This is a genomic window from Pelagibacterium lentulum (genome assembly GCF_003992625.1).
Classification (GTDB): Bacteria; Pseudomonadota; Alphaproteobacteria; order Rhizobiales; family Devosiaceae; genus Pelagibacterium; species Pelagibacterium lentulum.
Map to the genome: position 1 here is coordinate 1 of NZ_RZMW01000043.1, position 20,980 is coordinate 20,980.

The 20,980-nt window shown below is 57.5% G+C and carries 21 protein-coding genes; 7 read left to right on the forward strand and 14 right to left on the reverse strand.

The genetic code is table 11. The annotated features are described in order from the left end of the window. Window positions 1–578: 578 nt before the first annotated feature. The 3 genes from EO133_RS16940 to flaF all read left to right on the forward strand — a co-directional run bounded on the left by EO133_RS16940 (window position 579) and on the right by flaF (window position 2,586). Entirely contained in the window at window positions 579–1,718 is a 1,140-nt protein-coding gene (locus EO133_RS16940; protein ID WP_127073845.1) for a flagellin N-terminal helical domain-containing protein, read from the forward strand. 108 nt (window positions 1,719–1,826) lie between these two features. Continuing rightward, on the forward strand, window positions 1,827–2,243 hold the full coding sequence (gene flbT, locus EO133_RS16945; RefSeq protein ID WP_127073846.1) for a flagellar biosynthesis repressor FlbT: 417 nt from the start codon (window positions 1,827–1,829) through the stop codon (window positions 2,241–2,243). Continuing rightward, window positions 2,203–2,586 carry a flagellar biosynthesis regulator FlaF gene (gene flaF, locus EO133_RS16950; protein ID WP_127073847.1) on the forward strand — a complete coding sequence of 128 codons (384 nt, stop codon included), beginning with the start codon at window positions 2,203–2,205 and terminating at the stop codon, window positions 2,584–2,586. The genes flbT and flaF overlap by 41 nt, the downstream gene beginning before the upstream one ends. Window positions 2,587–2,718: 132 nt before the next feature. On the opposite strand, the gene EO133_RS16955 is transcribed toward flaF, so the two are convergent. From EO133_RS16955 to EO133_RS16965, 3 genes are read right to left on the reverse strand one after another with little or no spacing between them, the layout of a single operon-like run. Further along, a complete protein-coding gene (locus EO133_RS16955) occupies window positions 2,719–4,239 on the reverse strand; it encodes a flagellin N-terminal helical domain-containing protein (RefSeq protein ID WP_127073848.1) in 1,521 nt (506 codons plus the stop codon). An 8-nt stretch (window positions 4,240–4,247) separates the two neighbouring features. Further along, window positions 4,248–5,696 (reverse strand): flagellar hook-associated protein FlgK, encoded by a 1,449-nt coding sequence (gene flgK, locus EO133_RS16960; protein ID WP_127073849.1) that lies wholly within the window; start codon window positions 5,694–5,696, stop codon window positions 4,248–4,250. Window positions 5,697–5,731: 35 nt separating this feature from the next. Then, complete coding sequence (locus tag EO133_RS16965; protein WP_127073850.1) at window positions 5,732–7,048, reverse strand: flagellar hook protein FlgE; 1,317 nt, start codon at window positions 7,046–7,048, stop codon at window positions 5,732–5,734. A 255-nt stretch (window positions 7,049–7,303) separates the two neighbouring features. On the opposite strand from EO133_RS16965, the gene EO133_RS16970 reads away from it, so the two are divergent. Together EO133_RS16970 and EO133_RS16975 are read left to right on the forward strand one after the other, a co-directional pair. Further along, window positions 7,304–8,170, forward strand: a complete 867-nt coding sequence (locus EO133_RS16970) for an ATPase (RefSeq protein ID WP_127073851.1) — start codon at window positions 7,304–7,306, stop codon at window positions 8,168–8,170. A 28-nt stretch (window positions 8,171–8,198) separates the two neighbouring features. Further along, window positions 8,199–9,119, forward strand: coding sequence for a homoserine O-succinyltransferase (locus EO133_RS16975; RefSeq protein ID WP_127073852.1), 921 nt, complete (start codon window positions 8,199–8,201; stop codon window positions 9,117–9,119). A gap of 65 nt (window positions 9,120–9,184) precedes the next feature. Here EO133_RS16975 and EO133_RS16980 read toward each other — a convergent pair whose 3' ends face one another. Next, on the reverse strand, window positions 9,185–9,418 hold the full coding sequence (locus EO133_RS16980; protein WP_127073853.1) for a BrnA antitoxin family protein: 234 nt from the start codon (window positions 9,416–9,418) through the stop codon (window positions 9,185–9,187). Window positions 9,419–9,619: 201 nt separating this feature from the next. Here EO133_RS16980 and EO133_RS16985 point away from each other — a divergent pair, with 201 nt between their 5' ends. Then, window positions 9,620–11,077 (forward strand): YcjX family GTP-binding protein, encoded by a 1,458-nt coding sequence (locus EO133_RS16985; RefSeq protein ID WP_127074032.1) that lies wholly within the window; start codon window positions 9,620–9,622, stop codon window positions 11,075–11,077. Then, a complete protein-coding gene (locus EO133_RS16990; protein ID WP_127073854.1) occupies window positions 11,074–12,087 on the forward strand; it encodes a YcjF family protein in 1,014 nt (337 codons plus the stop codon). Before EO133_RS16985 ends, EO133_RS16990 begins: the two co-directional genes overlap by 4 nt. 41 nt (window positions 12,088–12,128) lie before the next feature. Here EO133_RS16990 and EO133_RS16995 read toward each other — a convergent pair whose 3' ends face one another. The 10 genes from EO133_RS16995 to EO133_RS20440 form a co-directional block, all read right to left on the reverse strand. After that, the gene (locus tag EO133_RS16995) at window positions 12,129–12,425 is read right to left on the reverse strand and encodes a hypothetical protein (RefSeq protein WP_127073855.1); all 297 of its coding nucleotides are present in this window, start codon (window positions 12,423–12,425) and stop codon (window positions 12,129–12,131) included. Between the two features lie 138 nt (window positions 12,426–12,563). Further along, on the reverse strand, window positions 12,564–13,178 hold the full coding sequence (locus tag EO133_RS17000) for a LysE family translocator (protein ID WP_127073856.1): 615 nt from the start codon (window positions 13,176–13,178) through the stop codon (window positions 12,564–12,566). A 168-nt stretch (window positions 13,179–13,346) separates the two neighbouring features. After that, window positions 13,347–13,676, reverse strand: a complete 330-nt coding sequence (locus tag EO133_RS17005) for a 2Fe-2S iron-sulfur cluster-binding protein (protein ID WP_127073857.1) — start codon at window positions 13,674–13,676, stop codon at window positions 13,347–13,349. After that, on the reverse strand, window positions 13,676–14,707 hold the full coding sequence (locus EO133_RS17010) for an NAD(P)/FAD-dependent oxidoreductase (RefSeq protein ID WP_127073858.1): 1,032 nt from the start codon (window positions 14,705–14,707) through the stop codon (window positions 13,676–13,678). Before EO133_RS17010 ends, EO133_RS17005 begins: the two co-directional genes overlap by 1 nt. Before the next feature lie 70 nt (window positions 14,708–14,777). Then, the gene (locus tag EO133_RS17015) at window positions 14,778–16,058 is read right to left on the reverse strand and encodes a phosphoadenylyl-sulfate reductase (protein ID WP_127073859.1); all 1,281 of its coding nucleotides are present in this window, start codon (window positions 16,056–16,058) and stop codon (window positions 14,778–14,780) included. A gap of 191 nt (window positions 16,059–16,249) precedes the next feature. Next, window positions 16,250–17,908 carry a nitrite/sulfite reductase gene (locus EO133_RS17020; RefSeq protein ID WP_127073860.1) on the reverse strand — a complete coding sequence of 553 codons (1,659 nt, stop codon included), beginning with the start codon at window positions 17,906–17,908 and terminating at the stop codon, window positions 16,250–16,252. Then, complete coding sequence (locus EO133_RS17025) at window positions 17,895–18,200, reverse strand: DUF2849 domain-containing protein (RefSeq protein ID WP_127073861.1); 306 nt, start codon at window positions 18,198–18,200, stop codon at window positions 17,895–17,897. Before EO133_RS17025 ends, EO133_RS17020 begins: the two co-directional genes overlap by 14 nt. Window positions 18,201–18,209: 9 nt before the next feature. Further along, on the reverse strand, window positions 18,210–19,604 hold the full coding sequence (gene cysG / locus EO133_RS17030; RefSeq protein WP_127073862.1) for a siroheme synthase CysG: 1,395 nt from the start codon (window positions 19,602–19,604) through the stop codon (window positions 18,210–18,212). Window positions 19,605–19,860: 256 nt separating this feature from the next. Continuing rightward, window positions 19,861–20,181, reverse strand: coding sequence for a 2Fe-2S iron-sulfur cluster-binding protein (locus EO133_RS17035; RefSeq protein ID WP_127073863.1), 321 nt, complete (start codon window positions 20,179–20,181; stop codon window positions 19,861–19,863). A gap of 99 nt (window positions 20,182–20,280) precedes the next feature. Next, entirely contained in the window at window positions 20,281–20,661 is a 381-nt protein-coding gene (locus tag EO133_RS20440; RefSeq protein WP_188681872.1) for an Hpt domain-containing protein, read from the reverse strand. Window positions 20,662–20,980 lie beyond the last annotated feature (319 nt).

The following is a 20,980-nucleotide window of genomic DNA, read 5'->3' on the forward strand; positions in this document are numbered from 1 at the left end:
CCCGCGGGCTTGACCCGCGGGTCTGTGCCCCCCAAAGCACGCGCTGCAAAGAGAGATCCCCGGGTCAAGCCCGGGGACGATAACGGAGGGGATGGAGCAGAACGTGAGGCGTCGGGCTCCTCGGCTTTGCCTCGTCGGTACGGGCAATTCCAAAATCATCAAGCGCCCAAGGTACCTAGCACCGACCTATCCGATCTCGCCCGCAGACTTGACCCGCGGGTCTGTGCCTCAAGCAAGTGCTCTAAAGAAAGATCCCCGGCTCAAGGCCGGGGACGATAGCGGAGGGGATAGTCGAGGTATTGGCGCAACGGCCATGAGAAGCACAGGGCAATGGCACATTTCGCAGCCTCGCCGTCCCGGTGCAAGGACAGGGATGATGGTGGAGGAGATGAGGCACTGGTGCGCGAGACATACCCCGCACACGCCGAAAACCGTTCATTAACCATAAAATCCCGCGGCGCCAAATCCCACGAAACCGATTTAATCCATTAACCGAAATTTTAAGCCTCGGGGGCCAGTGTCGCCTCACACCTCAGGACGAGGTGACGTTATGAGTAAATCCTAGAAGGGGATTATATATGTCTGATGTAGCACTGTCGAAAGCCGTTCGCACGAACCTGCTTTCCCTCCAGAACACCGCTTCCATGATGGCCCAGACCCAGAACCGCCTGGCGACTGGCAACAAGGTCAACTCGGCTCTGGACAATCCTACCAACTTCTTTACCGCTTCCAGCCTTAACGCCCGTGCAGGCGACATCAGCGCCCTGATGGACGATATGGCCAACGGTATTCAGGTGATCGAAGCTGCTGATAACGGCCTCACCGCAATCACCAAGACTCTCGAATCCATGCAGTCCACGCTTCGTCAGGCGCGTCAGGACAAGAGCTTCGAAACGGCTTCGTATGAACTTACAGCAAGCACTGCCGTAGGTGCAGGGCCGGGTGAACTCGAAGGCGGCACTATCTCCTTTGCAGGCGGCGCAACGACTGGCACTGCTGGCACTCCGGTTGACATCGTTTTCGCGCAAGGCGACACGATCGATGATGTCGTAACCGCCATCAATGACGCCGCCAAAGCGGGCGGTACGTTGGAGGGGGCAGTTCGGGCCTCCAACGACAACGGCAAGCTCCGCATCGAAAACCTTTCGACGCAGGACCTCACAATAACTAACACAGGCGGTGGTGACGGTACAATAGACGGCAACTCCGTTCGTGCCGATCTGACAGCACAGTATAATGAACTGCGCGATCAGCTCGACAAACTGGCTGATGACGCATCGTTTAACGGTATCAACCTGTTGCGTGGCGACAATCTGAAGATCACCTTCAACGAACTCGGCACCTCGGATATCGATATCCAGGCCAAGGACGGTGAAGCGATCAACTCGGCAACGCTGGGTATTCAGACCTTCGTAAACGAAGCCGATTTCGATAGCGATTCCACGATCGATACTTTCCTTGCGGAAGTTAAGGGCGCCATCAACTCTGTTCGTTCGCAGTCTTCGGCTTTCGGCTCATCGCTCTCGATCGTTGAAAACCGTCAGAACTTCTCCAAGAACATGATCAACACCCTGCAGACCGGTGCTGCCAACCTCACCCTGGCCGATGCCAATGAGGAAGCTGCAAACCTTCTGGCTCTGCAGACCCGTCAGCAGTTGTCCTCGACCGCTCTGTCGATGGCTTCGCAGGCTGATCAGGCCGTTCTGCGTCTCTTCTAAGAATAAAGAAGAGCAAATACTTGTGGATTGGGGCAGGCCAGAAGGCCTGCCCTTTTCTTTTTCAGGCGAAAGCGCCTAATTTGCAGCGGACCAGACGGGGAGCGAATCATGGCGTTGAAAGTTGAACTCAAGCCCGGCGAGAAGATGATCATCGGCAATTGCGTAATCACCAATTCCGATCAGCGCACAAAGCTGTTTCTCGAAGGCAGCGCCCCGATCCTGCGCGAAAAGGACATCCTGACCCCGGCAACCGCCGATACGCCAGCCAAGTCCGTCTATCTCGCCATTCAGATCATGTATGTGGATCAATCCACCGAAAAACTGCAGCGCAACTATTTTGAACTGGTCAATGACATCATTCGCGCCGCGCCATCGACGCTCCCGTTGATCGATCAGATCAACAACGAGATTTTAACTGGCGATTTATATAAGGCTCTTAAGATCGCCAAGAAACTCATAGAATACGAACGGGGGCTTCTATCAAATGCAGCATCAGGGAGCGCTGGCCTATCAACAGACGGCTAGGCAAACAGCCGGTCCACGAGACCTCGAAGCGAATTTGCTGACGCGGATGGCGATGAACCTGCAGAAGGTGCGCGACAACTGGGGTGAAAGCACACCGGGCGAACTGACCGATATTCTCAATCGCAATCGCCGGGTCTGGAGCTTTTTCATCGCTGCTGTAACCGACGAAAAAAGCCCCCTCCCCGTCCCTGTGCGGGAAAATGTAGCTAATCTGGGTATCTTCATTATGAGCCAGACGTTTGAGATCATGGCAAATCCCAAGCCGGAAATGCTTGATAGCCTGATCAATATCAATCGTCAGATTGCGGCGGGCCTGAGAGGATCTAATTCCGCTGCCGCTTGACTGCCTTTGGCCCGCCCCGGCGGGCCATTTGCATTTTCATGCGGTAGTATCAGCCTGCACGGGAAAGGCCCCGGAGTTCTCACTCCGGGGCCTTTTCTCATCAGTTCTCATCAACAGCGTGCGCCTGACGCTCTAGCTCAAAAAGTTGACCAGCGACAGGCGATTGACCATCGAAGTAACCTGATAGCTCGCTTCCATGCGCGTAGTGAGCGTTAGAATCTGCATGGCCACTTCCTCGGTCGGCGCTTCCTCGACATCGAAAAGCAGATTCTCCAGTTGCGCCTCGAAATGGGCGTGACGCTCTCCGACATTTTTCAGCGTAACGCTGGAAAGCGCCAGTTCCATCGTGATGACTTCAATCGAACCGGGCATGTTGTTATGGGCATCGGACAGCCGGTAACGCACCTTGTCCGCAATGCTTTCATAGCGGGCGATGGTGGCGGCGTTCTTCTGCTCGTTCTGGGCCTTGACGACGGGGTCGTTGGAATCGGGCGCCAGTTTGAAATCGCCGACAACCATCATCGACAGGCCGCGCATGAGTTCAGCCAGTCCGTGTTCATTGCCCTGAACGCCGAAGGCAACGCGCGTCGCCTCATCGACCTGGCCCACCATGCTCTGACGGGGCACATCGCTGGTCTGCCCGTTATACCAACGGATCGTGTCGTCGTAATCGACGTCCATATAATAGGCAGGTGCCCCAAGGTCGACTCGCTGAACGCCGGCATCGGGATCTGAGGTGAAGAAGGCGTTAGTGGCCTGCTCGACCGTCGCGGCCGCAAGTTCGCCCTTGGCAAAGACGTCGATGGATTTCTCGAGTGCCTCTCCAATCGAGTCCGGATCGCCAATCGTGAACTGGCCCAGACCGGCGGGCGTTTCCTCGGTCGCGCGGAGCTTGATCGTATAGGTCTTGTTGGGATCTTGCGGCAGGCTGACCGTGATGGTGACAGAATCCCCGACTTCGACTGCCCCCTGATCGACGGTGAAGGTATAGCCGGTGGCCGCATCGCCCGTGACGGCAATGGAATCGCTCGCTGTGGCGCCAACAAGCTGAATGCCGAAATCCGCATATGGCGAACCGGCCAGTGTTGCCGAATCCGCTCCCGCAGCGACCGTCATACGGCCGAGATTATCGACCTCATGCGCTTGCTTGTATTCATTGAGCACCGCACGGTAGCCGTCCGGGGCCGTCGCATCCATCAGGTCCTTGAAATCGGGCACCGGCTTGGTGTCGCTCTTGTTGCCCGCAAAGATGTATTGCCCGTTAATCTCGGTATTGAGCAGGTCGATGACTTCATTGAACAGGCTCCGCGATTGCTGTTCGATCACCGTCATATTGACGCCATCGGTGCCATACGCGCTCGGAATCGCCAGTCTGCGCGTTTCCGATTCAATCTCGGAAAGCCGCTCAAGCGCATTGACGTGAAAGTCAATGCGGGTCTGAACCGTTTGCGCATTCGCCTGATAGCCCTGCACCTTGCCCAGCCGGGCATGCAGGTTGAGCGCATGAAGCCGCGCCGATCCCATATCGGCGAGGTTGCCATAACGCTTGCCGGTGCCCAACTGGTTGATGAGCCCGTCCAACTGCTTCTGCATATTGCCAAGCATACGGACATTGCTGGAGATCGGATAAAGAGATTTACTATTGATGTTCATGGTTCATCCTACATCCGCAAGAGGGCGTTCATGAGTTCCTGCACGGTGGAAATAACCCGCGCATTGGCCGAATATGCTGTCTGCAATTGCAGCAGCCGCGCCATTTCCTCATCGATATTGACGCCATACTGCTCCTCCATCCGCATCGTGACCGATTCCAGAGAATACATGGCGGAGCTGGATTTGGACTGGGCATTGGCAACGATGCTGCCCTGATGATTGATCATCTGAGAGACGAGATCGCCCACCCGTCCTGACAGGCGCACCCCGCCATTATCGATGTCCGAAACATGGTCGGAGACGAAATTCATCGTCTTGAGATTGTTGAGCAAAAATTGCGGCCGTGCCTGATCGCCCAGCGAGATGTCCGGCCCGTATTGCACCAGCAAGGTCGGATCGGCAATGACATCGGGATTAAGGCGAATGCGCCCGGCAAAGCCCTGTATATCGTTCTCATCATAGGGATTGGCGCCATCGATAAACAGATCGAGCGCCAGATCGTCATCGGCCGGATCGGCCGCAGTGTTCATGGCCAGTGCCAACGCGGACGCAATATCGTCAAGCTGATGCTGCATATCGACAAGCGTCTTGTCGCGAAGTTCGGCCAGGCCGGCAAGCGAGCCTGACGTCAACAGACCCTGACCGACCAGATCCACTTCAAGGCCCGAGGGTGTACGCAACATCAACTGCCCGACGACATCGGGGTCATTTGCCGAAACGGCTCCAGTCGGCACGAACGAGAATTGCGATGCCGTGTAATCGAGCAGCCCGACCCCATTGGGGGTCATGAGCGAAACCGTTCCGTTGTCGCGATAGTTTACGCTGATCTCCATTTTCTCAGAGATGGAGGCGACAAGCCGATCACGCTCGTCAAGCATTGCGAGCCTTGCAGTCGGGTCCTGCACCTGCCCCTTGAGCTGCGTATTGATATTTTCCAGCGACTTAAGCGCCGTGTTGAGTTCGGACACCGAATTGGACATCTGATATTCGACATCCCGGCGCATTTCCTGGACCTGATTGGTCAGCAGGTTGAGCTGTTCAACAAGCGTCTGTGCAGCATTTATGACCCCTGCACGAGCGCCGAGATCATTGGGGTTGGTCGCCATCGCCTGAAGCGCATTCTCGAATTTCGAGTATAGCGTATCGAGCGATTGCGGATCACCGGGACGCCCCAGCTCGATCTGCATCCGATCCAGATAGCTGGCCTTGACCCCGTAAAATCCAACCGAGGAGACCGAAACAAGATGCTGCTTTTCAAGCGCTGAATCGAAGGCGCGCGATACACTCGCCGGACGAACCCCGGCGCTTGCGCCAAAGCTGGTCTCCTGCAGAACGAGGGACTGCCGGTGGTACCCCGGCGTCCCCTGGTTTGCGACATTGCGCGAGACGACATCAATGCCGCGCTGATTGACATTCATGCCTGCAAGGGCATTGGAAAGTGCCGAACTCAGTCCCATAAATCTAACCTCGTCTCACGCGATAGCGGCCGTTGTTACCGGACCATATTCAGGGCTTCGCGGAGCATTTCGTCGGATGTCGAAACGATACGCGTGCTTGCAGCATAGGCCTGCTGCGTTACGATCAGCTTGGTGAATTCGTCAGAAATGTCCGTGTTCGACGCTTCCAGCGCACTACCGGCAATCCCACCTTCAAGCGAGAAGATTGGCTCGCCTGACTGCGTGGTTGCCGCATAGACGCCGCCATCCAAGCGCTTGAGCATGTTGGCTGCGTTAAAATCGGCGGTGACGAGTTGATAGAGATCCACCTGCTCGCCATTGCTGTAGGTCGCAACAACCCGGCCAGCGTCGCTGATTTCAACGCCCAGGAATGAACCAGCAGGGAACCCGTTCTGGAACAATTGAATGTCGGAAGCGCGCCCACTGGTGTTTGCAAATTGTGTCAGACCGCCTGTGCCAAAATTGAGCTCGACATCGCCAAGTGTCGTTCCGTTGACTTCGATGCCGCCCATAGTAATGTTGGCAACTTGATTTGCACCGATAGGGTCGCCATTCAATGTGGCAAGCGTACCGTTGGCGTTGAATGTCGCCACGGCGTCATCGACGGCAAGCCAGCGCTCCGGGTCGCTTGCGGTTTGATAGTAAAGCTGCCAAGTGTCGGGCGCATCGTCAGTTTTTGCCCACCGCAATTCAACCTGCACTGGAGCACCATTGGATGCAAAAGTTGTGATGGCACCGCCATTCAGACTTGCCTCTTTGAATGGCTCCAAGTCCAGACCCGATATATCCGTCAAACCACCGGTATAAAGGCCAACGGCTGGATCTGCAGGCAGATTCAGGCCGTAATTGATACGACTGGTTTCACGAGCAGGAATAACGCCATTATCGATCTTGATGGTTTCCGGCACAGAACCGATTGGATTGCCAGTCGCTCCGATGGGAACGCCCTTGAGATAGTAGCCAGCACCATTGACCAGATACCCCTCGCGGTCCATCTCGAAATCACCACGCCGCGTGTAGAAGTTCGAGCCGCCGATAATCGAATTGCCGTCGCTCATGCCGGTGCGCTCGCCAACCACGAAAAAGCCTGAACCGGTAAGCGCAACATGGGTGCCAGTGGAGGAATTTATGATGTCGCCGCGCACATCGTTGGTCGAACGCGAATACGCAGACACCGCACCGGCGACCTGCCGCCCGACGGCAGCATCCGTGACCATATCGATGAACCCGGTTTCCATCCGCTTGTAACCGGTGGTCTGCGAATTTGCGATATTGCCCGAGATGTTTTCCAAGGCGAATGCCTGGGCGCGCAGCCCGGAAACGGCAGTCGACAATGCCCCATAGATACCCATTACTACTCTCCGTATCGAAATCGGTGCGAAACGCACCTGCTCGACACAAGTAATGCAAACGCAATGCCAACTTTTTATATCATTGAAATATAATGATTTTTCTACATTCGCACGGTAATTTACAGAGGCAACGACAGGCAAGAACGACCGCTCATCCGGCAATTTCTGCCTCGCCAGGCCCCGCGCCTTGTCTCGATTGGGCCAATAGGCTAATGCCAATCGATACTGCTAGAATTGCAAAAATCCGGAGACGACATGCTTTTTGAAAGCGCCAGCCAATATACCGGTCTTGACCGCAAAGCCGTGACTGTTTTCGGCATGGCAGGCGTTGGCAAGACCCGGCTCGGCAATCTGTTGCGCCGGGCTGAATGGTTTCATTTCTCGGTCGATTTCCGTATCGGCACGCGCCATATGGGCGAATACATCGTGGACAATTTCAAGCGCGAGGCCATGAAAGTGCCGTTCCTCGCCGAATTGCTGCGCTCGGATTCGATCTATATTTCGTCCAACATCACGTTCGACAATCTCGACCCGCTTTCAACCTATCTCGGAACGCCGGGCAATCCTGAACTGGGCGGTTTACCTTTCGCTGAATATCAGCGTCGGCAGGAACAGCATCGCATTGCCGAAGTCTATTCCCTGCTCGATGTGCCCTATTTCATCGAACGGGCAAAAGACCTTTATGGCTATGATAATTTCCTTTGCGATACCGGCGGTTCGCTGATCGAAGTCCTTGATCCGCACAATCGAGAGGACCCGGTGGTGAAGGCTCTGACCGAAAACACGGTGCTCCTTTATCTCAAGGGCACCGATGCGGATGCCGACAGGCTTGTCGAGCGTTTCAAGGCACAGCCAAAGCCGATGTATTATCCGCCCGATTTTCTCATTGCCAAATGGGACGAGTTCAAAAGGACCAACGGCATAGCCCACGACGATGATGTCGACCCGAACGCCTTTGCCGTCTGGGGTTTTGAAGCCCTGCTGGAAGACCGCTTGCCCCGCTATCAGGCGCTCGCGGACAATTTCGGCTATGAAGTGCAGGCGACCGATCTTTCATCGGTGCGCGACGACAAGGATTTTGCCGCCCTCATGTGTAGCGCCATCAGCGCCCGAAAACCCTGATCTAACGCTACACACAGGACTTTGAAAAATGCCAATCCGTATTCCAGATCAACTCCCCGCCCGCAAAACGCTCGAAAACGAGGGCGTGGTCGTCATGGACAAGTCCCGCTCCGCGCGGCAGGACATCCGCCCGCTCCAGTTCGGGCTGCTCAACCTGATGCCCAATAAAGAACGGACCGAAACCCAGTTCGCCCGCCTGATTGCGGCCACCCCGCTCCAGATCGATCTTTCGCTGGTGCGCATAACCGATCATGACTCCAAAAACACCCCGGAAGAATATCTCCAGACCTTCTACCAGACCTGGGAAGAAGTGCGTGAACGCAAGTTCGACGGCTTTGTCGTTACCGGCGCGCCGATTGCCAACCTGCCGTTCGAGGATGTGCGCTACTGGCCCGAGATGGTCGAGATCATGGACTGGACGCAGACCAATGTGCATCACACCATGTTCATTTGCTGGGGGGCGCAGGCAGCCCTGCACCACTTCCATGATGTGAAGCGCTTCCGCCGCGACAAGAAAGCGTTCGGCGTTTTCCGCCACCGGGTACTCGACACCCGCTCACCCTATCTGCGGGGCTTTTCCGACGATCTTGCCGTCCCGGTCTCGCGTAATAACGATATTGACCGGTCCAGCGTCAGCAGCGATCTCGAAGTGCTTATCGATAGCGAGGAGGTCGGCATCTGCATGCTCAACGACCGGAAATATCGCGCGCTCTACATGCTCAACCATCTCGAGTATGACAATCGCTCGCTGGCTGACGAGTATGAGCGCGACGTCAAGGCCGGGCTCGATCCGGAACTGCCTGCCAACCTGTTTCCGGGCAACGATCCGTCACAAATGCCGGAAAACCGCTGGCGCAGCCATGCTCATCTGTTGTTCCAGAACTGGATCAACGAGATTTACCAGACCACACCCTATGATCTGGGCAAGGTCGGCACGGGGGAATGGTAGGCACTGCTATCAGACGTGTGCCGCCCTCGCGGGAGCAGGATACACATGCGACCGAGGGGGCGGTGTCAGTCCAGCTTGGCCGCGGCGCGCAAGGCGGCGTTGATCCGCTCTTGCCAGCCCGGTCCATCGTCCTGAAAATGGGCGAGAACATCCCTATCGATACGCAGCGAAACAAGCTCCTTGCCTGTCGGGACTGGATTGGCTTGCGCCTTGGGTGCGTCGGGCTTGGTCGTTGCGGCCTTGAAGAGAGCCTCAGCGCGCTCTTTACCACTGGTTGGTCGACGCGGAGTGTAGGCCATCGTGATCACCGTGCTCGTCAAAAATGAATGGCCCGGCCAGGAGGTGGAATCTCCGACCGGGCCAAAGTCTTCAGTCGGCGAAGACCGAAGACACAACACCGATAGTCCAGCAGCGTCATATCGGCAAGCGATATCGACACCCGCCTTGCAATCTGATGTTCTCCCCCTACTTTGACCTTGCGTAACCGGAGACCAAGACCCCTGTCCAATCTTCCCACCATATTTGTTGATGAGGTCGGCATAACGCTGGGCAACATTGCCGATGCGGCCAGCGGCGCCATTACCCCGACGTTGCGGATCGGGGTGACGGGGCTTTCGCGCGCGGGCAAGACAATCTTCATCACCGCACTGATCCACAACCTGCTCTCGGGCGCCACCCTGCCCGGCTTTCAGGCCATGACGCAAGGCCGGTTGATTGGCGCACAATTGACCGAACATCCCGACAACGCCACCCCGCGCTTTGCCTATGAAAACCACCTGGCAGCCTTGCTCGGCACGCCGCCTACATGGCCGGAAAGCACGCGCCGCATCTCGCAGGTGCGGCTCACTTTGCGCTATCAGTCCGACCGCTGGCTGAAAAACCGTATGGGTCTTTCCACGCTCAATCTCGATATTGTCGATTATCCCGGCGAATGGCTGCTCGACCTGCCGCTCTTGTCAAAATCCTTCCGGCAGTGGAGCGACGAAGCGCTGGATCTGGCCCAGCGGCCTAACCGGGAGGAAGAGGCAACGCCGTTCCTGGAAGCGCTCAAAGCGACAGACACGATGGCGCAGGCCGATGAAACCGCCGCCGAAACCCTTGCGCTGGCCTTCACCCAATATCTGCGCGCGTCCAAGCAGGATGCCCGCGCACTCTCTACGCTACCGCCGGGGCGCTTCCTTATGCCCGGCGATCTCGAAGGCTCCCCCGCCCTGACATTTGCGCCACTGCCAAAGCCCAGCCACGCTCCCCGCTCCAACAGCCTTTATGCCATGCTGGAGCGCCGTTTCGAGGCCTATAAGACCGTCGTGATCCGACCCTTCTTTCGCGATCACTTCGCGCGACTCGACCGGCAGATCGTTCTGGTCGACGCGCTGCGCGCGCTCAATGCGGGGCCGGAAGCCGTATCGGACCTCGAAAACGCCCTCACCTCTGTTCTGGCTTGCTACCGGCAAGGCCGCGTCAATCCGATCTCGCGCATCCTCAACCGCCGGATCGACAAGATCCTCTTTGCCGCGACCAAGGCAGATCTTCTGCATCACACATCGCACGCAAAGCTCGAAGCCATCCTGAACCGGCTGGTTATGAACGCCACGCGCCGCGCTAGATTTGCCGGAGCGCAAACACAGTCTCTGGCCATTGCCGCCATCCGCGCCACCCGCGAAGGTCGTATCAAGGACAATGGCGACACGCTGGACACCATTATCGGAACGCCTGAGCAGGGCCAGGTTCTGGGCGACACAACCTACGATGGGGAAACCGAAATCGCGTTGTTTCCTGGAGACTTACCGGACAGTCCGGAATCATTGTTCAAAACAGATGAATCGACACCTGAGCTTAATTTCCTGCGCTTTCTGCCACCAACCGACCTTCAGCGCTCCGAGACCGGAGAGCCGATTTTCCCCAATATCCGGCTCGACCGTGCCATCGACTATCTGATCGGGGACAAGTTGCAATGAGAAACCCGCGCGCCATCCCGACTTCCAGCCATGGCAAAACCGACAATAACGCCCGCAGCCCCCGTGCGTTTACTTCCGAGTCTGCCGAGCAAATCGATTACGCTTTCGCTGAGGAACTTGAGGCGCCTGCTGAAATCGCACCCGCGCCGAAAAAACGCTTCGGCTTCTGGCGCGCGCTGGCGCTGGGCACGGCCGGGGCGCTGATCTCGCTTGGGCTTGGACTAGCCGCCGAGCGGCTTGTCCGCGATCTTTTCGCAGCCTATGAATGGCTCGGCTGGGTCGGCCTTGTCCTGCTCGCATTGTTTGTCACCGCCCTTGTGGTACTGATCGGGCGCGAGATTTTCGGCCTCTGGCGCCTGCGCACATTGGATCGGCTACGGGCAAAAGCTGCGTTAGCCTATGTCGATGACGACTTGGTGCAGGCTAAAGTAGCAACTGACGAACTTACGAAACTCTATGGCTCTCGAGCGGAACTGGCACGCGCAAGGCAGAGCTTCGAGAACGGCAAGGCGTCGATACTGGATGGCAAAGAGTTGATCGCTTATGCCGAACGCAGCTTCATGGCACCGCTGGATCGTCGCGCCAAGGCACTGACCGCAGCCAGCGCGCGCCGCGTTGCGCTGGTGACGGCGGTGTCGCCACGCGCGCTGATCGATGTGGCCTTTATAACCTATGAAAGCTTCCGCCTCGCCCGGAACCTGGCGGACCTTTACGGAGCGCGACCAGGCTTTTTCGGTTTCATGCGCCTCATCGGCGCCATTATCGCCCATCTCGCTGTAACCGGCGGACTGGTGCTGACCGACGGGGTGGTCGAACAACTGGTGGGCCAGGGCTTGGCCACGAAACTGTCCGCGCGATTGGGAGAAGGGGTCGTAAACGGGCTAATGACCGTAAGGGTGGGTATCGCAGCAATGAGCATCGTACGGCCGCTGCCCTTCAATACGGAAAAATCACCTGTCGTGGGTGACTTCGTTGCTGATCTGGCAAAACTGAATCCAGAAAAAACATAAGTAAAGCAGCGCCTTTCGGCGCTGCCCTGATATGATCGAAATTAATCGATCAAGCCAGCTTCGCGGCACTCTTCAATGGTAATGGACGCCACATCAAGGCCAGCCATCGGGTCAACACCGCCGATATCGGTAGCGTCATCCTGAATGGTTGCATCGTCGGACACATCACCATTTACATTGGTTTCATCAGCAGCCAGCGCTTCACAATGCGCCTGGACTTCCGCCAGGTCCGCATCGGTCACTTCCTGACCGCCAACCATGGTTTGTGCGGCTGCAGCACCGGTCAGAGCAAGACCGAATGCGAGAGCGATCGGGGAAACAAGAGACTTCTTGAACATGGATTTTCTCCGTTTGACTACATGCGACTTGAACGTCGCCGCATAGAGAACTCATCCACCTTTCAAACGGTTGCCGCCCAATATAGGGTTTTTTAAGGGCACGCGCCCCCTTTTCGCCCTATTTTCTCTGAGAACGCTCTACTGTTTCAAGACGATATAGGCAGCAGCACCAGCCATGGCCCCTGCCGCCCCGCGATTAAGCGCCTTGAGCGCGCGTGGGTTGCGCAGGAAGTCACGCGCCTTGGCTGCAAGCGCGATATAGGGAATGACCACCGCATAAAGTACGATGATGGTGACGACCGAAAGCCACAGGAAATCTTCCAGCGTCACCTCGTCGAGCCGCACGACGGTCGGCAGCAAGGCCATGTAAAATATGATGGTTTTGGGATTACCCAGCGTGACGGAATAGCCGGAGAGCAGCGACGCCCATATCCCGTGCCCCTTGCGGGCCTGTACCTTGTCCGGATCGATCCCGGCGCGCCAGAAGCTCCAGGCCAGATAGGCAAGATAGGCCGCGCCAAGGATTTTTATAACGACGAAAATACCTGAAAACGCCGTTGCGATGGCAGCCAGACCGAGAACCGCAAGGACAAGATAAGTCAGATCGCCGAGGACCAGCCCGTTCATGAAAAAGAAGGCCGGGCGGAACCCGCCCCCAAGGGCTTTCCCGACCGCTGCGGCGATGCCGGGCCCCGGAATTGCTGCAGCAATCGCAAGTGCGATGGCATAGGGAAGATATTGGAGAAGAAACATGGAACCGCCCGAGCATACTGTTGAATACCAGAGCTATCACAAGCCTGAAAAATCAGGAACCCGATTCTTGAGGGGCCAGAATCGCCTCCTTTAACGCAAAGTTCAGGGCAGTTTCTGGCCGGAAACTGCCCTTAAAACATGCCTTGCCGCGATATTGTGTGCGACGCTTTACGCAGCCTCTTCCTGCCGCGCGGAATCGGCAAGAGTGACCTTGAGACCATCGAGGTCCTCGGTCATCAAAATCTGACACGACAGGCGCGAGTTGGATCGCACATCGGGAACCGTGTCGAGCATGTCTTCTTCCTCGTCGGTCGGTGCATTGAGGCGGTCTTCCCATTCCTCATCGACAAAGACGTGGCAGGTCGCACACGCGCAGGCGCCACCGCACTCGGCGCGGATATTGAGATTCCAGTCGCGAATGACTTCCATGACCCGCCAGCCTTCGAGGGCTTCGAGTTCATGCACATTGCCGCTCTGGTCGGTGACGATGATCTGCATCAGGCAACCCCAAGCTTTTTCTGTAACTTAGTGGAGGACGTGGTGTACTGGAAGACCACTTTTTCGTCCGGGTGAACGATACGCTTGGCTGCTTGCGCCATCAGCGCACCTTCATGGAAGCCCGAAAGGATGAGCTTGAGCTTACCCGGATACCAATTAATGTCGCCAATGGCAAAGACGCCCGGCTGGCTGGTCTCGAATTTCTCGGTATCGACCTTTATCAGCGCATTGTCGTGCAGGTCCAGGCCCCAATCGGCAACCGGTCCCAGCTTCATGGTCAGCCCGAAAAACGGCAGAAGCCGGGTCGCGGGAATGGCCATATCACCGCCATCGGTCTTCAGATGCACTTCCGAGAGCATGCCATCATTGCCCTCAAGATGGCTAAGCTGGCCGCGCACGAAGTTGATCTTGCCCTCGGCAATGAGCGAACGCATCTTGTTGACGCTGTCGGCGTGGCCACGGAACTGGTCGCGCCTATGCACCAGCGTCAGCGTGCGGGCAAGCGGTTCCAGGTTCAGCGTCCAGTCGAGCGCGGAGTCCCCGCCCCCGACAATAACGATGTCCTGATCGCGAAATTGCTCCATCTTGCGCACGGCGTAAAAGACGGACTTGCCTTCGTAATTCTCGATTTCGGGAACCGGCGGGCGCTTGGGCTGAAACGAACCGCCGCCCGCTGCAACCACGATAACCTTTGCAACGAAGGTTTCGTCGGCATCGGTGGTGACGCGGAAGCTACCGTCAGCGAGCTTTTCGACATTGGTGACCATCTGGCTATAGTGGAACTCGGCCCCGAAAGGCTCGATCTGCTTCATCAGATTGTCGGTCAGGCCCTGCCCGGAAATCTCCGGGAAAGCGGGAATGTCATAGATCGGCTTTTCCGGATAGAGCTCGGCACACTGGCCGCCGGGGCGATCCAGAATATCGATGACATGGCATTTGAGATCGACAAGACCCAGTTCGAACACCGCAAAAAGGCCCACCGGGCCAGCGCCGATAATCACAACATCGGTAACGATTTCATTTCCGCTCATAAACAGGTCCTATCGGAAAATTTTAGGTTAGAACGTGCGCGGTATAGCTGACACGTCCTATCAAGTATAGTTAGTTCCCGGCGCGCCTCAGAAACGGACGCGTGCCGACCGGCACTTCGCGCCCCTCGCCCACCGGCTGGTAATAAAGGGGCACTTCGGCCAGCGCATCCTTTTCAATCGCTGCGCGGGTCGCTTTGTTGGTGACGACGAACGCGTTGATGCCGCACCGGCGCATGAAGGGAATCTGGTCGGTCAGCACGTCGCCCACTGCCCGCAATTCTCCTTCATAGCCGAACCGCTCACGCAAAAGGCGCGCACTGGAATAGCCGCGCCCATCGGTAAAGGCCGGAAAGTTGATGGCAATCGAGGAAAAGCGTGCCAGATCGTCAGCGACGTCTTCGACCCTCTCGCCGGGATTGACTTGCAGTCCTATCGGATGCGGGCTGGCCAGAAACGCCTCGCGGTTCTCGACAAACACAGTGAGGGGCACATGGACATAACGCACCGCGTCGGGCGCATCGCCTTCCGCCCATGGCTTCCACGGATCGGCCTTGAACGAGCCGTCCTTGAACAAGGTGAGATCGGACTGGCTCATTGGTGCTGCGATTTTTCCGTTAAAGTCAAAATGGATTCCACATTCATTCTTGTTGAGGCCGCGCCAACGTCCGGCGCGAGGGTCCTCGCCTTCGGCGACAGCGCTCGTGCAGGGCGCGCAGCCAATCGATTTGTAGCCCTGACGATAAAGCGGGTGTTCGGGCAGGTCGTGCTTCGCCTTATAAGCCTCAATATCCTCGTGTGAAAAGTAGGCCAAAGGATTGACCTTTATCCGATCGTCGTTTGTCAGCTCGAAATGCGGCAGAACGCCGCGTTCGGCTGTCTGGAACCGCTTGCGGCCCGTCACCCAGCCGCCAAAGCCTGCAACGATCTTGTCGAGCGGCTCGGTCTTGCGGATATGGCAGCACGAATCCGGATCGGTTTCCCACAGTGTGCCATCGGGATCGAAGCGTTTGACATCTTCGGGATCGGGATAGAGCGCGGTTACGTTGGTCAGCCCCAACACGCTCTTGAGCGTTTCGACATAATCCAGCGTTTCGGCAAAATGCTTGCCGGTCTCAAGGAAATAGACAGGCAGATCCTTATCGACCAGCGAAACAAGGTGCAGCAGCACCGCCGAATCCGCTCCGAACGATGAAACGAGCGCAATATCGCCCGGCAGCACGTCTTCGACCGCCTGACGCAGAACGCCCTCGGCATCCATTTCGTCATACATGCCGTTAAGCGCAATGATCCCAAGCTGGCGCAGCTTGTCCCGTTTGGGTTCGGCAGAAACGATGGGGCTAGCCATTGCCATGTGTGAACTCCCCGAAAAAAGCACCTGACAGCAAAAGAACACCCCTCACCCCCGGCCCCTCTCCCTCAAGGGGCGAGGGGGGCTCCTGGTGCAGCGCTTGCGTTCGTCTGCCCTTCTCCCCTTGAGGGAGAAGGTGGCCCGGCAAAGCCGGGTCGGATGAGGGGTGACCAGCCCAAATGCAATTCACCAACCTACCCATTGCCATAAAGCGCCTCCTTGAACGGTGCGTCTCCAAGTCGCCGATAGGCTGCAATGAAGGGTTCGTCCTCGGTTTCACGCTTGGCGATATAGGCATCCACAAGCCGTTCGATGGCAGAGGGAACCTCCTCGGCCACGAAACCGGGGCCGAGAATTTTGCCAACGGCCGCGTCTTCGCTGCCGTCACCGCCAACCGTGATCTGGTAAAGCTCGGTGCCTTTCTTTTCGACGCCGAGAATACCGATATGGCCCACATGGTGATGCCCGCAGGCATTGATGCAGCCGGAAATCTTGATCTTGAGCTTGCCGATTTCCTTTTGCCGGTCGGGCGACGCAAAGCGCTTTGAAATATCCTGCGCGATGGGGATCGAGCGGGCATTGGCCAGCGCACAGAAATCCAGACCTGGGCAGGTGATCATGTCGGTAATCTCACCGGCATTGGCATCGGCCAGGCGAGCCTCGACCAGCCCGTCATAGACCGCCCGCAGATCGGTGAGCGCCACATGAGGCAGAACAAGGTTCTGCTCGTGTGTTACACGCAGCTCGTCGAAGCTGTATTGCTCCGCCAGATCTGCAACCGCTTCCATCTGCTCTGCCGTGGCATCGCCCGGCGCGCCACCGATGGGCTTCAACGAGATTGTAACGGACGTATAGCCGGGCCGCGCGTGGGGAAACGTGTTGTTTTCCAGAAACCGAGCATAGGACGGATCGAGAATCTTTTCCCGCTCGATGTCGACGCTGACAACGCCTGTGTCCTTATAGGCTGGCTGCGCGAAATAGTCGGTAATCCGGTCCAGCTCTTGCTGCGGCAATGTCAGAACACCGCCCCGGACTTCGGCAAACTCGGCTTCGACCTGCCCCTTGATGTTTTCAAGACCTTCCTCATGAACAAGAATCTTGATGCGGGCCTTGTACTTGTTATCCCGGCGGCCATAGCGATTGTAAACGCGCATGATGGATTCGAGATAGGCTAGCAGGTGCTCGTGCGGCACGAACCCGTTGATGAGCTTGGCAACCATGGGTGTGCGGCCAAGGCCACCACCGACATAGACCGCCCAGCCCACATCGCCCGAACCATTGGTCTGCGCCATAAGCCCGATGTCGTGGAACTTGATCGCGGCCCGATCCTGCGGCGCGCCGGTGATCGCGATCTTGAACTTGCGCGGCAAGAAGGTGAACTCGGGATGCAGGCTCGACCACTGCCGGATGATTTCGGCAACCGGGCGCGGATCGATGATTTCATCGGCAGCGGCACCGGCGAACTGATCGGTCGTCACGTTGCGTATGCAATTGCCCGAGGTCTGGATGGCGTGCATTTCAACGCTGGCCAGATCGGCGAGAATATCGGGAATGTCGCGCAATTTCGGCCAGTTGTACTGAATGTTCTGGCGCGTGGTGAAATGCCCGTAGCCCCGGTCATACTTGCGCGCGATATGGCCCAGCATCCGCATCTGCTTTGACGAAAGCGTGCCATAAGGCACCGCAACGCGCAGCATATAGGCGTGCAACTGCAGATAAAGACCGTTCATCAGCCGCAGGGGGCGGAACTGGTCTTCAGTCAACTCGCCGGAAATCCGGCGGCGTACCTGGTCTGAAAACTGCGCGACGCGATCATTTACAAACGCGGCATCAAACTCGTCATATCGATACATGGCCATCCTCATCGAGATGCTGGCGGTCAAAACGCGGGGTGGAGGGACCTTCGGCCCGGATACGTGCGCGAACACGGCTCGGACAAATTACCCCGTTTTCGACCGACACATCTTCGGTCTCAAGGCTGATGATCTTGCCGGTTGCCTTCGTGGCAGCCAGGGCCGCATCGAGATCGTCAGCCTCGTCTTTTGCAAAAACCCGCGCTTTTTGCAGGTCTTCGATCCAGTTGCCGGCTGCGTCGAGATATACGACAGCGCCCGAGAGCAGTTCGTTTCCAGTGAGGATTTGCATATTGTCTTTCTACGCTACTCTGAAATGTTCCGGCGCAATCGCTTCGGCTTGCGCCCAATCGCCCGCAGCCACTGCGTGACCGATAAAAATGATCGCCGGGCCATCGGCAAAGGCGATTTCGCCTGCCGCCAACGCACCAATGGTTCCCGCATAAAGTGCCTTGTCGGCGCGTCCGGCATTGACCACGATCCCGACCGGTACCGTTGCAGCAACACCGTGAGCCATGAGATCGGAGGCCACCTGCCCCGCAATCGATTTGCCCATGTATAGCCCCAGCGTCAACCCGGATCGGGCAAGCGAGGCCCAATGGGCCAGATCGGTATTGTCCGCTCCGTGCGCGGTTGCAAAAACAAAGCCGGACGAGACCTTGCGCAGCGTAACCGGCGTTGCCGTATCGGCTGCGGCAGCCAGCGCCGCGGTAACACCCGGCACGATGGCATAATCGATACCGGCCTTGCGCAGTGCCGCGATTTCCTCACCGGCCCGGCCAAAGACCATCGGATCGCCGGATTTGAGCCGCGCGACCTTCTTGCCCTCGCGCGCAAGGCGAACGATGAGCGTATTGATCTGGGCCTGTGAGAACGAGTGATGGCCCTTGGCCTTGCCTACGGAAATTCGATCAGCATCGCGGCGGCCCATTTCAACCACGGCCGGCGGAACGAGTTGATCGTGAACGATCACATCCGCTTCCTGCAAAAGCCGTTGGGCACGCAGGGTCAAAAGGTCCTCGGCACCCGGTCCCGCACCGATGAGCCAGACAACACCTGCGCCCTGCCCCGCTTTCGCATGGGCATCGAGCAGGCGATGGGCTTCGGCTTCGCCCTGCCCGCTCACCAGCGCTGCATCGACGGCGGGCGAGGTGACAAGCGCCTCGTAATAGCGGCGGCGCGCGGTGCCATCGGAAATCAGCTCGGCCACCTTGTCGCGCATGGCGCCGGCAAGCCCGGCCAGAGCGCCAAGCCGGGGGGAAAACATCGCTTCAATGCGCGCACGCACAAGACGCGCAAGCACTGGCGCCGCGCCTTCAGAGGAAATCGCAATCGAGATCGGCGCACGATCGACAATGGCGGGTGTGAAAAAATCGCAGTTCTCGGGGACGTCCACTTCGTTGGCGGGGACACCGGCCTGCCGCGCCAGTTCGAGCGCGCGGGCGCCTTCAAGGCCATGATCGGCAACAAAGAGCAAAGCGGCATCGGCAAGGTCCCGCGCTTCGAGCCGGCGGGAAACGAGTGTTACGTCAAGCGCCGAAAAATCCGCCTCGAAAACATCGGCAAAAATCAGGACGCGTGCGCTGGTCTTGACCGCGAGTCGGGCCTTGGCCAACGCCTCGTCGTCACCACCGACAATGATGATCGATCGGCCAGCGACCTTGAACGAAACCGGGAATGTGTTCAGCCGTGCCACGGGTGCGCCGTCTCCTGACGATTGCTCAATCTAGGGTTTTGCGGATCAAGGCGGGCTACCATCGGCGGCATTTGCCCGTTCCAAGTGGCCTAGAAAATAAGGGTTTTTATGGGAATCAGCAAGGCAGCAAGACAAAGCCGGTGCTTTATTTCCCTCGGCTTTACACCATTAGAACACCGCATGGGGGCCACTGTGCGCAGGCGCAAAAATTTACGCAAAAGCGGCCCAGGCAGGAAACACTACTCTATAAGTCGGGTTAGCCCTGGCGGCTTGGCACGCGCACGACAAGACCGTCGAGATCGTCGCGAATCTTGATCTGGCACGACAGTCGGCTGGTTTCCTGAACATCGAAGGCGAAGTCGAGCATGTCCTCTTCCATCGAGGATGGACCGCCGGTGGTCGAAATCCACTCTTCATCGACATAGACATGGCAGGTAGCGCAGGTACAGGCACCGCCACACTCTGCAACGATGCCGCGCACGCCATTGCGGATAGCCGTTTCCATCAGCGTCGCGCCGATTTCGGCTTCGACCTGCTGACGCGTGCCATCGGGTTCGATGAAGGTGATCTGCGGCATGGATTGTGAGGCTCCGGGCGGGGTATATCGACGTATCGCGACCGATATAGTCGGCGATCGGGCCGCCGACAACCCGAACCGGACGATTCGTGAGGCGGATCAATCCGCGATCAGATTGAGGATATAGGCGCTGACTTCCGAGACGGCCATTGCCATATCGTCAAGCGTTTCAGGATCAACGCGACCAGCTTCGGCCAGTTCGCGCTCGGCTCCGCGCACGATATCGGCAAGCGCAGTTGCCCCGATGCCCACCGAGGCAGAGCGCAGCGTATGCAGGCCGAGCTCGAGTTCGTAATGATCGTGTGTCGCGCGCAGGCGCTCGAAATAGACGTTGACCTGGCGCTCGAACATGCGAAGCACTTCCTGCTCCAGCATCTGGTCGCCCATGGTCTGGCGCGCAAGATGAACAAGGTCAATCGGCCGGTTTGTCCGGTCGACACGGGCGCTCTCAAGAGAGGGAATCGATACGGATTGCGCCATGATTGACCTTTCTGCCAATGCCGGTTTGACTCATACAGCAGGAAGATTAATGTGACGGGTCTAAAGAGAGCCTTAATTGCTGACAGATTCTTGCTTTTCCTTGCAAAATGACACGAGTGAAAAAGTCGTTAACGAATTTTTAATAAAGATTTCAGCAATCGCGCCTTTCGGTGTATAAAGCTGTGTTACGAGCAGGCGGCGGCGTGGATTTCGTGTTTCGATAAGAGACGCGTCATATCAGAGCACGAACCACAACGGATCGCTTAGGATTGGCAGTGTTTTGGGCCAATCCATGATCCGGTACTGACCGCTCAAAAGC

Coding starts and splice junctions, on each gene's coding strand:
- EO133_RS16940 (WP_127073845.1), top strand. CDS start 579: ATGTCTGATGTAGCACTGTCGAAAGCCGTTCGCACGAACCTGCTTTCC.
- flbT (WP_127073846.1), top strand. CDS start 1,827: ATGGCGTTGAAAGTTGAACTCAAGCCCGGCGAGAAGATGATCATCGGC.
- flaF (WP_127073847.1), top strand. CDS start 2,203: ATGCAGCATCAGGGAGCGCTGGCCTATCAACAGACGGCTAGGCAAACA.
- EO133_RS16955 (WP_127073848.1), bottom strand. CDS start 4,239: ATGAACATCAATAGTAAATCTCTTTATCCGATCTCCAGCAATGTCCGT.
- flgK (WP_127073849.1), bottom strand. CDS start 5,696: ATGGGACTGAGTTCGGCACTTTCCAATGCCCTTGCAGGCATGAATGTC.
- EO133_RS16965 (WP_127073850.1), bottom strand. CDS start 7,048: ATGGGTATCTATGGGGCATTGTCGACTGCCGTTTCCGGGCTGCGCGCC.
- EO133_RS16970 (WP_127073851.1), top strand. CDS start 7,304: ATGCTTTTTGAAAGCGCCAGCCAATATACCGGTCTTGACCGCAAAGCC.
- EO133_RS16975 (WP_127073852.1), top strand. CDS start 8,199: ATGCCAATCCGTATTCCAGATCAACTCCCCGCCCGCAAAACGCTCGAA.
- EO133_RS16980 (WP_127073853.1), bottom strand. CDS start 9,418: ATGGCCTACACTCCGCGTCGACCAACCAGTGGTAAAGAGCGCGCTGAG.
- EO133_RS16990 (WP_127073854.1), top strand. CDS start 11,074: ATGAGAAACCCGCGCGCCATCCCGACTTCCAGCCATGGCAAAACCGAC.
- EO133_RS16995 (WP_127073855.1), bottom strand. CDS start 12,425: ATGTTCAAGAAGTCTCTTGTTTCCCCGATCGCTCTCGCATTCGGTCTT.
- EO133_RS17000 (WP_127073856.1), bottom strand. CDS start 13,178: ATGTTTCTTCTCCAATATCTTCCCTATGCCATCGCACTTGCGATTGCT.
- EO133_RS17005 (WP_127073857.1), bottom strand. CDS start 13,676: ATGCAGATCATCGTCACCGACCAGAGCGGCAATGTGCATGAACTCGAA.
- EO133_RS17010 (WP_127073858.1), bottom strand. CDS start 14,707: ATGAGCGGAAATGAAATCGTTACCGATGTTGTGATTATCGGCGCTGGC.
- EO133_RS17015 (WP_127073859.1), bottom strand. CDS start 16,058: ATGGCAATGGCTAGCCCCATCGTTTCTGCCGAACCCAAACGGGACAAG.
- EO133_RS17020 (WP_127073860.1), bottom strand. CDS start 17,908: ATGTATCGATATGACGAGTTTGATGCCGCGTTTGTAAATGATCGCGTC.
- EO133_RS17025 (WP_127073861.1), bottom strand. CDS start 18,200: ATGCAAATCCTCACTGGAAACGAACTGCTCTCGGGCGCTGTCGTATAT.
- EO133_RS17035 (WP_127073863.1), bottom strand. CDS start 20,181: ATGCCGCAGATCACCTTCATCGAACCCGATGGCACGCGTCAGCAGGTC.
- EO133_RS20440 (WP_188681872.1), bottom strand. CDS start 20,661: ATGGCGCAATCCGTATCGATTCCCTCTCTTGAGAGCGCCCGTGTCGAC.